The following is a 12,862-nucleotide window of genomic DNA, read 5'->3' on the forward strand; positions in this document are numbered from 1 at the left end:
GTATGGCTCTTTTTTATAGGTATGGTTCTTTCAGCAAAAGATAGAACGGACAGCCCGACCCGAAGGGGCACACTCATAAATATTTAATCAAATAAATCTTTAATCTAGTATTACGTATAAGTGATTTACTTATTATTATTATCTGATTTATTTGATAAATTCTATTTTCAAGTAATTTTTCAAATTCTACCTATATATATTGTATGTGTTTTTTTAAACTTATATATTTGCGTTCTTAAATTTTTAATATGATTAAGATTACTTTACCAGACGGTTCGATTAGAGAGTACGCAAGTGGCGTGACTCCTATGGACGTGGCTAAATCGATTAGTGAAGGTTTGGCGCGCAATGTTATTTCGGCAAGCTTTAACGGGACGACCGTTGAGACGGTTACCGAATTGACTACCGACGGTAACTTAACTTTATTTACTTGGGATAACGTGGAAGGGAAAAAAGCTTTTTGGCATTCGACTTCACACGTGATGGCTCAGGCTTTGGAGGAGCTTTACTCGGGTATCAAATTAACTATTGGTCCTGCCATAGAGAAGGGATTCTATTATGATGTTGATTTTGGTGAACATAAAATTACTGACGCTGATTTCAAGAAAATTGAGGATCGTGTGTTAGAAATCTCAAGAGAGAAGCACGAATTTAAAATGCGCAGTGTTACTAAAGCTGAAGCTTTAGCATTATATAAAGACAATGAGTTCAAAACTGAATTGATTGAAAATCTTGAAGATGGCACTATCACTTTTTGTGACCACTCTACTTTTACCGATTTATGTCGTGGTGGACATATTCCGAATACTGGGATTATTAAAGCTATGAAAATTCTTTCGGTAGCTGGTGCTTACTGGAGAGGCGATGAAAAAAATAAACAGTTAACTCGTGTTTATGGTATTTCGTTCCCTAAACAAAAAGACTTAACTGATTATTTAGCTTTATTAGAAGAAGCTAAGCGTCGTGACCACAGAAAACTAGGAAAAGAATTGGAATTATTCCATTTTTCACAACGTGTAGGTCAAGGTTTACCGTTATGGTTACCAAAAGGAGCTGCCTTACGTGACCGTTTAGAGCAATTTTTAAAGAAAGCTCAAAAGAAAGCTGGTTACGAACAAGTAGTTTCTCCACATATTGGGCAGAAAGAATTATATGTAACTTCTGGTCATTATGCAAAATACGGCGCAGATAGTTTTCAACCAATACATACTCCAGCTGAAGGTGAAGAGTTTTTATTAAAACCGATGAACTGTCCGCACCACTGTGAAATTTACAACGCAAAACCTTGGTCATACAAAGATTTACCAAAACGTTACGCTGAGTTTGGTACTGTATATCGTTACGAACAATCGGGAGAATTACATGGTTTAACTCGTGTGAGAGGATTTACTCAAGATGATGCGCACTTATTCTGTACTCCAGACCAATTAGACCAAGAGTTTAAAAACGTAATCGACCTAGTATTATATGTATTTGGTTCGTTAGGATTTGAGAACTTTACGGCTCAAATTTCATTAAGAGACCCTAAAAAACCAGAAAAATACATTGGTTCAGATGAAAACTGGGAGAAAGCTGAAAATGCGATTATCAATGCGGCAAAAGAAAAAGGTTTAAATACTGTAGTTGAATACGGTGAAGCTGCTTTCTACGGACCTAAACTTGATTTTATGGTTAAGGATGCGTTAGGAAGAAGTTGGCAATTAGGAACTATTCAGGTGGATTACAACTTACCGGAGCGTTTTGATTTGACCTACAAAGGTTCTGACAACGAATTACATAGACCTGTAATGATTCACAGAGCACCATTTGGCTCTATGGAGCGTTTTATTGCAATTTTATTAGAGCATACAGGAGGAAATTTCCCTCTTTGGCTAATGCCAGAACAGGCTATTATCCTAAGTTTGAGTGAGAAATATGAAAATTATGCGAAAAAAGTTTCAGAATTGCTAGAAAATCACGAAATTCGCGCCCTAATTGACAACCGAAACGAGACTATAGGTAAGAAAATTCGTGAAGCGGAAGTTAAGAAGTTCCCGTTTATGTTGATTGTAGGTGAAGAAGAAGAGAAAAACGGAACGGTATCTGTACGTAGACATGGACAGGAAGGAAAAGGAAATATAACCTTAAAAATAGAAGATTTTGCTACTTTAGTAAATGAAGAGGTAAGCAAATCTTTAAAAACATTTGAAGTTTAACTAAAAAATTAAAAGTTATCGCAATCAGGAACAACAGAGGTAATCAACCTCGCGTAGAAAAAAAAGATGAACACAGAATTAATCAGTATATTCGTGTTCCAGAGATTCGTTTAGTAGGAGATAATGTGGAGCCTGGGGTTGTAAAGACTTCAGAAGCTTTGCGTCTGGCAGATGAATTAGAACTTGATTTAGTTGAGATTTCTCCAAACGCTGAACCTCCTGTTTGTAAAATAATGGACTATAAAAAGTTCTTATACGAACAGAAGAGACGTGAAAAAGAATTAAAAGCGAAATCAACTCAGATCGTTATAAAAGAAATTCGTTTTGGTCCTCAAACAGATGAGCATGATTATGAATTTAAGAAGAAGAATGCTGAAAAATTCCTCAAAGACGGAGCAAAATTAAAAGCTTTTGTATTCTTTAAAGGACGCTCTATTATCTATAAAGAACAAGGACAAATCCTATTATTAAGGTTAGCTCAGGATCTTGAAGAAGTAGGAAAAGTGGAGGCTATGCCTGTTTTAGAAGGTAAACGTATGATTATGTTTATTACCCCTAAAAAAAAGGGTAAGTAGAAATTAGACATTAGCTTAATTGCTTTTGACTAGTTATTTAAAATAGTAAGTAAGTTAAATTAAATAAATTTGGGAAATTATGCCTAAAATGAAAACTAAATCTAGTGCTAAGAAACGTTTTAAAGTTACTGGCTCTGGAAAAATTAAAAGAAAACACGCTTTTAAAAGTCATATTTTGACTAAAAAGTCTAAAAAACGTAAATTAGCGTTAACTCACTCTGCTTTAGTTCATCAGTCAGACGTGAAAAGTGTAAAAGAACAATTAAGAATTATCTAATTAAGTGATTAGTAAAAAGTAAAAAGTGATTAGTTTTCTATAGCTATTTACCAATTACTACTAACTATTTACTCTGATAATTTCGGTTAAAACAATTAAAATAACCCTGGGGTGGGCTTTTAAGAGTCTGATAAATTTCAGAACGCCTTACTTCAAAAAAAATTAAAAAATTATGCCAAGATCAGTAAATTCAGTTGCTAAAAGAGCAAGAAGAAAAAAGATAATGAAGCAAGCCAAAGGTTTCTTTGGTAGAAGAAAAAACGTTTGGACAGTTGCTAAGAATGCGGTTGAAAAAGCAATGTTATATGCTTACAGAGATCGTAAAGCTAAAAAGAGAAATTTCCGTTCTTTATGGATTATGCGTATCAACGCTGGTGCAAGATTAGAAGGAATGTCTTACTCTCAGTTCATGGGCAAAGTAAAAGCTAACAACATCGAGTTAAACCGTAAGGTTTTAGCTGACTTAGCAATGAATCATCCTGAAGCTTTCAAAGCTATTCTTAACAAAGTAAAATAATAACGTTTAACAATATTTAACTTACTTTATTAAAATCCCGATTTTTTAGAATCGGGATTTTTTTTAATGCTGCACCCTTCATTATTTAGCTATATCCAATGGAAAACCAACAGAAAAAAAGTTTACACCCTCGCAACAAGCACAATCAGAACTATGATTTCGATGCTTTAATAGCTGTTGCTCCTGAGTTAGAAAAACATGTAGGAATCAATAAATTTGGCAATCAAAGTATTGACTTTGCTCATCCAGATGCCGTAAGAGCTTTAAACAAAGCTTTACTAAAACATTTTTACCAAATTGATTATTACGAATTACCTAAAATCAATTTATACCCTCCTATTCCAGGACGAGCTGATTATATCCATCACTTAGCAGACATTATTGCTAAAGGAATTAACGGTACTTTACCAACTGGAAGTGGTATTAGAATATTGGATATAGGAACTGGTGCAAACTGTATCTATCCTATTTTAGGTAACAAAATATATGGCTGGACTTTTGTAGGAACAGAAATAGATAAGCCTGCAAAACTAACTGCTGAAAAAATCATTCAAGAAAACAAGCTGACCAATGCCATCAACATTCGTTTACAAGAAAGTAGACGTAATATTTTCAGAAACATCATTCAACCGAATGAAAAATTCGATGCTGTACTGTGCAACCCGCCTTTTCATAATTCGAGAGAAGAAGCCACCAAGGGAACCACTCGTAAATTGAAAAATTTAGGCAAAACCATTGAAGGTAAACCAGTTTTGAACTTTGGCGGACAGAATAATGAATTATGGTGTGAAGGCGGCGAAAAAGCCTTTATCACCAATATGATTTACGAAAGTGTTCATTTTAAATCGCAAGTTAAATGGTTTACGTCATTAGTTTCTAAAAAAGAAAATTTAAAGAATTTTGAAACTATTTTAAAGAAATTAAAAGCTAAATTTGAAATTATCCCTATGAAACAAGGCAATAAAACTACAAGAATTTTAGCTTGGCATTTTTTGTAGTATTACGATTGTTTTATAACAATTTGAATATAGAATTATGTTTTCTGGTGCTTCTTTTTAGCCGCAGGAAATAAAATATTATTTAAGATCAGTCTAAACCCAGGTGAATTAGGATGCAAGTTCAAGTCTGTAGGCTCATCCCCCACTCTATGCTGATAATCCTCTGGGTCATGCCCACCATAAAAGGTAAAGAACCCTTTTCCTTTTTGTGCATGAATGTAACGTGCTTCACCGTTTATTTTACACTCGCCCATTACTAAAACGTTTGATTTAATTAATTCTTTATCGAATGCAGTAGTTTGCCCCATAAATCCTTTTACTAATGCGGTATGATTCTGACAAAGCATGCTGGGTATAACATCCCATTTTGCTGAATATTCTGACAGGGTGAAATAATCTTTATCGAAAGGTACAATTGATTGGTGTTTTTCAGTTGTATCTATATTTGAAAATTCATATTTTTCAGGTCTCCTTTCTAAAAGAAAATCTTTAAAAGCAAAAGTTTTTGAATAATCTATTTTATTTTGATAATTTGCTTCACTAGGATCTCCGTCGAACATTGTTTCACAAATATCTATTCCTTCGGCAGAAAGGGCTATATCAAAACTATCTGTTGCGGAGCACATAGCAAACATGAATCCTCCTCCAATAACAAAATCACGTATTTTTTTGGCTACGGCTAATTTTTCATTGGAGACTTTTTGGAAACCTAATTTGGTAGCTAAATTTTCAGAATCTTTTTTTTGTTCTATATACCAAGGCATATTTTTGTATGATCCATAAAATTTTCCATATTGTCCTGTAAAATCTTCATGATGTAAATGTAACCAATCATACAATAACAACTGATCATTTAGTACCTCTTGATCATACACTACTTTAAAAGGAATTTCTGCATAAGTTAAAACCATTGTTACTGCGTCATCCCAAGGTTGCTTTCCTGGTGGTGAGTACACTGCTATTTTAGGTGCTTTTTCTAATGTTACAGCTTCCATATTTTGAGATGGAGAGGCTATATCTGCCAGGATTTGTTGTGTTTCATTATCTGAAATAATTTCAAAACTGACACCTCTTATTTGACATTCTTTCTTAATTTCTTGAATATCTGGCAAAAGAAAAGAACCTCCTCTATAATTAAGCAACCAACTTCCTTTATATCCTTTGTCTAATACCCAATAAGTAATACCATAGGCTTTTAAATGATTTTTTTGAGCGGTTTCATCCATAGGAAGCAAAATAGAATTTGCTTTTATGGAAATATTAAAAAATGTAATTATAAAAATCAAAAAAGCTTTCATGGAACCTATCTGTATCTATTATCAAATATAATAATTTTTTATTATTTAATTAAAAAGGGACATCGCTATCGTCATCAAAATTATTCATAGTACTACCAAATGCTTCATTGGGAGAAGGTAAATTAGGCGTAATGAATGGATTAGAGTCTTCTAAATTCATTTTGGAAGGTAGATCATCAAAATCGCTTCCAAATTCGTCTAAATTATCAAATTTACCTAGATGTCCTAAGAATTTTAGTCGTATGTTTTCTAAACTACCGTTACGGTGTTTAGCGATAATAAACTCTCCTTGTCCTTGAGTTGGAGAACGTTCATCATCATCCCATTCTTCAATTTTATAATATTCGGGACGATAAATAAATGATACGATATCAGCATCTTGTTCGATTGCTCCTGATTCACGTAGATCGGATAATAGGGGGCGTTTACTGGACCCACGCGTTTCTACGGCACGTGATAACTGGGATAAAGCTATAACAGGTACATCTAATTCTTTTGCTAATGCTTTTAAATTTCGGGAAATGGTTGAAATTTCTTGTTCACGATTTCCTCCTCCTCCTTTTGCATTTCCTCCTGCTGTCATTAACTGAAGGTAATCAATAACTATAATTTTTATATCGTATTGTGACTTTAGTCTTCGTGCTTTAGCTCTTAAATCAAATATTGATAAGGAAGGTGTGTCGTCTATAAAAAGAGGTGCTTTTTCTAGATCTCTAACTTTAACTGATAATTGTTCCCATTCGTGTTTTTCTAACTTACCCGTGCGTAATTTTTCGGAAGACAGGCCTGTTTCGGAGGAAATCAAACGAGTAATTAACTGAACTGAGGACATCTCTAGGGAAAACACGGCTACTCCACTATTAAATTGGATTGCCATATTTCGTGCCATGGATAATACAAATGCTGTTTTTCCCATACCTGGACGAGCTGCAATGATAATTAAATCAGAAGGTTGCCAACCTGAAGTTACTTTATCTAATGCGTGAAAACCTGTTGGTATACCACTCAATCCTTCTTTACCTGCTATTTGTTCAATTCTTTTTTTAGCTTGAATTACTAAGCTTTGTGCTGTTTCTGAGCTTCGTTTGATATTACCTTGTGTTACTTCATAGAATTTGGCTTCTGAGCTATCTAATAACTCAAAAACATCGGTGGTTTCATCATAGGCTTCTTCTATGATTTCGGAAGAAATTTTAATCAAACTTCTCTGAATATATTTTTGAAGAATAATACGTGAGTGAAATTCTATATGTGCGGAAGATGAAATTTTTTGAGTCAGTTGAATCAAATAATAATCCCCTCCTGCTACTTCTAATTTGCCCATTTTTTTTAGTTGGGCTGAAACGGTCAATAAATCAATTGGCTGTGAATCGTTAAAAAGTGTAACGATGGCATCAAAAATATACTTATGTGCATCTTTATAGAAGGCATCGGGTTGCAAAATATCAATAACTTCATCAACTCCTTTTTTATCTATCATCATGGCTCCTAAAACAGCCTCTTCTAAATCAATGGCTTGCGGTGGCAATTTTCCTTTTTCAAGGTTTATTATAGCCGTTTTTTCTACTTTAGCTGGGTTGATATTTTTAAAATTTTCCATAGTACAAAGGTAGTTTGAAATCTCTAAAAAGAGAAGAAAAAACAATCCTTAAAGTGTTGACAACTAATGTTAATAATTATTTTGTTTTGTTAATATGAGAATAAAAAAATCCGAAACCATGGGCTTCGGATTTAAATATTTTAAATTCTTATATTATTCTTGATAATGCCCCATTTTACTATACTTATCCATTCGTTGAGCGATTAACTCTTCTGCTGACAAGTCTTTTAATTCGCCAAAAGCTTTTAATACATATTCTTTTACATTTTTAAAGGCTGTTGGTTTATCACGGTGTGCTCCACCAAGGGGTTCTGGAATAATCTCATCAATTAGTCCGTGTTCTTTCATATCTTTTGCTGTCAATTTAAGTGCTTCGGCTGCTTTTTCTTTATGTTCCCAGCTTCTCCATAAAATAGATGAGCATGATTCAGGTGATATTACGGAATACCAAGTATTTTCCATCATATATACTTTGTTCCCTACTCCTATTCCTAGTGCTCCACCAGAGGCTCCTTCTCCTATAATTACTGTAATTATAGGGACTTTTAGACGAATCATTTCGAAAATATTTCGTGCAATAGCTTCACCTTGTCCTCTTTCTTCTGCTTCTAAGCCAGGGTAGGCTCCAGGGGTGTCAACTAAGGTTAAAACTGGAATATCAAATTTTTCAGCCATACGCATTAAACGTAATGCTTTACGGTACCCTTCTGGATTTGCCATACCAAAATTACGTAATTGACGCATTTTTGTATTAATTCCTTTTTGTTGACCGATAATCATAAAAGACTGACCGTTTATCTTACCTAGTCCTCCAACCATGGCTTTATCATCTTTTACTCCACGGTCTCCAAATAATTCTAAGAATACACCTTGCGTTAAATTTTCAATGTGTTCTAAAGTGTAAGGACGATTTGGATGGCGAGACATTTGAACACGTTGCCATGCTGTTAAATTTTCATATAATTTTTTTTTTGTCTCTTCTAACTTTTCTGCTAATTGTTCACATGTAGCTGATACGTCTACTTGTGTATCTTCTCCTATAAGCTGACATTTTTCAATTTGCTCTTCAAGCTCTTTAATAGGTAATTCAAAATCTAAATATTCCATAAGATTTTATATTTCTAGTTGAGTGAGCAAAGATAAAATTTTAGATGGAGTTTTAAAGAAATATTTGATCTAAAGTACCTCTTAGCAACATAAACTACTAAAAAACAATTACTTACTCTTTTTTTTTGGTTTTATTTTTAAAAATTCCGTTCAAAATTACTGTTATTAGTATAATAAAAGCACCTAAATAAAACGGGGTATTCATCTTTTCTTTATCTCCAAAAACCCATAAGGCTAAAATTATACCGTATATAGGTTCTAAATTTATGGTTAGCATTACTGTGTAAGGGCTTAAATATTTCATGACTTGTACCGATGCTATAAATGCGTAAGCGGTACATACAGAGCTTAAAAGCCCCATCCATAGCAAGTCATTTGTTGATATTTGAAAAAAGGAATAATTAAAACTTCCGGTAAATAGTAAAAAAAGAGAAAAAAATAAAACACCTCCTAATAATTCATAGAAAGAAATAATAGTTGGTGAATCATCTTTAGCTAATTTTCCATTAATAATGGAAAAAGAAGCTGATAAAAATGCTGAAGTCAAGGCTAATATAATTCCTTGAATGTATTTTATTTCTACTTTAAAAATTAAGTACAGACCAGCAATTACCATTAAACCTAGTACTACTTCATACAGAATTATCTTACGTTTAAAAAAGATAGGTTCTAATATGGATGTAAAAAAAGCACCTGTAGATAAACAGGCTAAAGTTATGGATATATTAGATACCTTGATTGCTTGGAAAAACGTATACCAATGTAATGCTATAACTAATCCTGCTATAAGGTATCGTATCAATGATTGTAAAGTAATTTTTAAACTAATTTTTGCAAAAAAAACATAGATTAGAATAAAAACAGATGCTATACTCATTCTAAACCAAACTAAAGGCAGTGCTTCTAAAGTAATTAAAGCACCTAAAACGGCTGTAAATCCCCATACAAAAACAATTAAATGGAGATGTAAATAACTTGTAAAGGTTTTATCTTTTAGCATTTTTTAATAAGTAATAGGCTAAAATACCGAATATGACATTGGGTAACCAAACGGCAATAAAAGCTGGGAAAGAGGATTTTTCTGCCATTGTACCAAATATTTTATCTAAGAAAATATAGGAAAAGGCAACCGCTATTCCTATTGCTAGGTTTACTCCCATTCCTCCGCGTCGTTTCATTGATGAAACAGCAACCGCTATTATTGTTAGGACAAAGGCTGAAACAGGCACGCTGTATTTTTTATACTTAACAACTAAATAAGCATTAATATTGGAAGAACCTCTTTGTTTTTCTTTTTCTATAAATTCATCTAATTCAGTAGGCATTAAGGTTTCGGCTATATAGACTACTGGTGTCAAGTCTTCTATTTCAAAATTAAATTTATAATTTTTGCTTATATCAGATTCTATTTTGTCGTCTAATTCTCCTACTTTTCTTTTGGTGTAATTAGATAGTGTATAATCTTTTGTTTTAGGATTATAGGTAATTGAGGTGGCTGTTATTTTTTCGACTAATCTATTTTTATCGAATCGTTCGTATACAAATGTATAGGCTGTTTTTCCTTCTACATTTAAATTACTTGCATAGACATACTCGTTTTTACTAATTTGTCTAAAAACATCACTTGTTTGACGCATTTCTTCTCGTCCTCCTCCAATAAGATACATGTATCGAAAGCTTCTGAATCCTTCACTTGATTTTGGCACTAAAAAGAAGCCCATAATTAAGGCTAGTAAACAAACTATTGTAGCACCTATTAAATAAGGTCTTAAAAATCGCTGAAACGAAATACCCGAACTTAAAATGGCTACAATTTCTGTATTATTGGCTAATTTTGATGTAAACCAAATAATTGATAAAAATAAGAATATTGGAAAAAGTAGGTTTGCAAAGTAAATTACGAAATCTAGATAGTAAGATGCAACCTTAATAAAGGGAACTTTATTTTCTAATATTTTATTTATTTTTTCAGATATATCAATCGTAATTCCTATTGGGATGAACAATAAAAGCATAGCAGAAAAGGTAGCTAAATATCTTTTCAGTATGTAACGATCAATTAATGTTAATTTTGAAAATAGATTTGAGAACATTATAACCTTTGAGCCATTTGTTTAACCATTTTTTCTTTCCATTCGCGGAAATCTCCTGCTAAAATGTGTTTTCTTGCTTCACGAACTAACCACATATAAAAGCCTAAATTGTGGATAGTTGCTATTTGCTTGCCAAGATATTCGTCTGCTGCAAATAAATGTCTTAAATAAGCTTTTGTATAATCTGTATCAACAAATGTATGCCCCATTTCATCTATTGGCGAGAAATCGTCGGCCCATTTTCTATTTTTAATATTAATAACTCCATTTGCTGTAAACAACATACCGTTTCTAGCATTACGAGTTGGCATTACACAATCAAACATATCAATACCTAAAGCAATATTTTCTAAAATGTTTATAGGGGTTCCTACTCCCATTAAATATCTTGGTTTTTCTTTAGGTAAAATAGCGGTAACTACTTCTGTCATTGCATACATTTCCTCTGCTGGTTCTCCTACTGACAATCCTCCGATAGCATTCCCTTGTGCGCCAACATTGGCTATATATTCTGCAGACTGGGCTCTCAGATCTTTGTATGTACTTCCTTGAACAATCGGAAATAAAGTTTGTTCATAACCGTACATTTCGGGTACTTTTTTTAGGTGATCTACACAACGATCTAGCCAACGGTGTGTCATGTGCATACTGCGTTTAGCATAACGATAATCACAAGGGTAAGGTGTACATTCATCAAATGCCATAATAATATCAGCCCCAATAGAACGTTGAATTTCCATAACGCTTTCTGGTGAAAAAAAGTGATATGACCCATCTATATGCGATTTAAATTTAACTCCTTCTTCTTTTATTTTACGATTAGAAGAAAGTGAATATACTTGATAGCCTCCTGAATCTGTAAGAATATTACGATCCCAATTCATAAATTTATGTAATCCTCCTGCTTGTTCTAAAATTTTTGTTTGTGGACGTAAATATAAATGATAGGTATTCCCTAAAATAATATCAGGATTAATATCATTTTTTAATTCACGTTGATGTACTCCTTTCACGGAAGCAACAGTTCCTACTGGCATAAAAATAGGAGTTTCAATAACGCCATGATCCGTAATTACTTTCCCTGCTCGTGCTTGTGTTTGTGGATCTGTATGTAATAATTCGAACTTCATAATAACTTTTCTTCCAAAATTTTAAAGTGCAAAGATAACCTATTGGATTTAGATTTTAGATTTCCCGCTATCAGATTTTTAAAATCTTTAACTAAAAAAGTATTGAAGCAAGATTTGTCTTTCGAAAAAATATGAAGTAATTTTGACACCAATTCACAAAAACTTATTAAAAAATGTCTGACATTCAACAACTAAATGATTTTACAACACAAGTAAGAAGAGACATTCTTCGTATGGTACATGCTGTAAATTCAGGACATCCTGGTGGATCATTAGGATGCGCTGAGTTCTTAACTGTATTATACCAAAATCTAATGAACCGTAAACCAGGATTTAACATGGACGGTATTGGAGAAGATATTTTCTTTTTATCTAATGGTCATATTTCACCTGTTTTTTACAGTGTATTAGCTAGAAGCGGTTATTTTCCTATTTCTGAATTGGCTACTTTTAGAAAATTAAACTCTCGTTTACAAGGTCATCCTACCACTCACGAAGGCTTACCTGGAGTACGCATGGCATCTGGTTCATTAGGACAAGGATTGTCAGTAGGTATAGGTGCTGCCCAAGCTAAAAAATTAAATAATGACAACCATCTTGTCTATTTATTATGTGGTGATGGTGAATTACAAGAAGGACAAAACTGGGAAGCCATTATGTATGCTTCTGCTAAAAAAGTAGACAATTTAATTACCACTGTTGATTATAATGGTCAACAAATTGATGGATCTACAGATGATGTTCTTTCATTAGGTAATTTAAAAGCTAAATTTGAAGCTTTTGACTGGGATGTTATTGAAATAAAAGAAGGAAATAACATTGAAGCTATTTTAGCTGGAATGACTGAAGCTAAAAATCGTACTGGAAAAGGAAAGCCTATTTGTGTATTACTTCACACTGTCATGGGAAATGGTGTAGACTTTATGATGCACACTCATGCTTGGCATGGTAAAGCTCCTAATGATGAACAATTAGCTAATGGATTAGCTCAAAATGCAGAAACTTTAGGTGATTATTAAAATGCGTTAGACTTTTAGCAGTAGTGCTTTATAAAACTACTGTATTAGCTTAC

12 protein-coding genes are annotated in these 12,862 nt (G+C 33.1%); 6 read left to right on the forward strand and 6 right to left on the reverse strand.

Translation table 11 applies throughout. The features are described from left to right. Positions 1-248: 248 nt before the first annotated feature. The 5 genes from thrS to rlmF all read left to right on the forward strand — a co-directional run bounded on the left by thrS (position 249) and on the right by rlmF (position 4,562). Positions 249-2,195 carry a threonine--tRNA ligase gene (gene thrS, locus ACUXZJ_RS13615; protein ID WP_063742995.1) on the forward strand — a complete coding sequence of 649 codons (1,947 nt, stop codon included), beginning with the start codon at positions 249-251 and terminating at the stop codon, positions 2,193-2,195. 17 nt (positions 2,196-2,212) lie between these two features. Next, positions 2,213-2,770 carry a translation initiation factor IF-3 gene (gene infC / locus ACUXZJ_RS13620; protein WP_201025145.1) on the forward strand — a complete coding sequence of 186 codons (558 nt, stop codon included), beginning with the start codon at positions 2,213-2,215 and terminating at the stop codon, positions 2,768-2,770. A gap of 79 nt (positions 2,771-2,849) precedes the next feature. Then, positions 2,850-3,047 carry a 50S ribosomal protein L35 gene (gene rpmI, locus ACUXZJ_RS13625; RefSeq protein ID WP_014164268.1) on the forward strand — a complete coding sequence of 66 codons (198 nt, stop codon included), beginning with the start codon at positions 2,850-2,852 and terminating at the stop codon, positions 3,045-3,047. Positions 3,048-3,219: 172 nt separating this feature from the next. Continuing rightward, positions 3,220-3,564 (forward strand): 50S ribosomal protein L20, encoded by a 345-nt coding sequence (rplT, locus tag ACUXZJ_RS13630; protein WP_060382510.1) that lies wholly within the window; start codon positions 3,220-3,222, stop codon positions 3,562-3,564. A gap of 98 nt (positions 3,565-3,662) precedes the next feature. Next, positions 3,663-4,562: a 23S rRNA (adenine(1618)-N(6))-methyltransferase RlmF gene (gene rlmF, locus ACUXZJ_RS13635; RefSeq protein WP_063742996.1), complete on the forward strand. Its 900-nt coding sequence runs from the start codon at positions 3,663-3,665 to the stop codon at positions 4,560-4,562. 35 nt (positions 4,563-4,597) lie between these two features. Here the strand turns inward: rlmF and ACUXZJ_RS13640 are convergent, their stop codons facing one another. The 6 genes from ACUXZJ_RS13640 to tgt form a co-directional block, all read right to left on the reverse strand. Further along, a complete protein-coding gene (locus ACUXZJ_RS13640; protein ID WP_060382512.1) occupies positions 4,598-5,860 on the reverse strand; it encodes a hypothetical protein in 1,263 nt (420 codons plus the stop codon). Positions 5,861-5,909: 49 nt separating this feature from the next. Next, entirely contained in the window at positions 5,910-7,460 is a 1,551-nt protein-coding gene (gene dnaB, locus ACUXZJ_RS13645) for a replicative DNA helicase (protein ID WP_060382513.1), read from the reverse strand. 153 nt (positions 7,461-7,613) lie between these two features. Further along, entirely contained in the window at positions 7,614-8,567 is a 954-nt protein-coding gene (locus ACUXZJ_RS13650) for an acetyl-CoA carboxylase carboxyltransferase subunit alpha (protein WP_063742997.1), read from the reverse strand. Between the two features lie 112 nt (positions 8,568-8,679). After that, positions 8,680-9,567 carry a DMT family transporter gene (locus tag ACUXZJ_RS13655; RefSeq protein ID WP_060382515.1) on the reverse strand — a complete coding sequence of 296 codons (888 nt, stop codon included), beginning with the start codon at positions 9,565-9,567 and terminating at the stop codon, positions 8,680-8,682. Further along, positions 9,554-10,660, reverse strand: a complete 1,107-nt coding sequence (locus tag ACUXZJ_RS13660) for an LptF/LptG family permease (RefSeq protein ID WP_060382516.1) — start codon at positions 10,658-10,660, stop codon at positions 9,554-9,556. The genes ACUXZJ_RS13655 and ACUXZJ_RS13660 overlap by 14 nt, the downstream gene beginning before the upstream one ends. Beyond that, on the reverse strand, positions 10,660-11,790 hold the full coding sequence (tgt, locus tag ACUXZJ_RS13665; protein WP_014164260.1) for a tRNA guanosine(34) transglycosylase Tgt: 1,131 nt from the start codon (positions 11,788-11,790) through the stop codon (positions 10,660-10,662). The genes ACUXZJ_RS13660 and tgt overlap by 1 nt, the downstream gene beginning before the upstream one ends. A 173-nt stretch (positions 11,791-11,963) precedes the next feature. Here tgt and ACUXZJ_RS13670 point away from each other — a divergent pair, with 173 nt between their 5' ends. Then, a complete protein-coding gene (locus ACUXZJ_RS13670) occupies positions 11,964-12,809 on the forward strand; it encodes a transketolase (RefSeq protein ID WP_446195253.1) in 846 nt (281 codons plus the stop codon). Positions 12,810-12,862: the final 53 nt, after the last annotated feature.

This window comes from Flavobacterium sp. TN-1, from assembly GCF_052828645.1.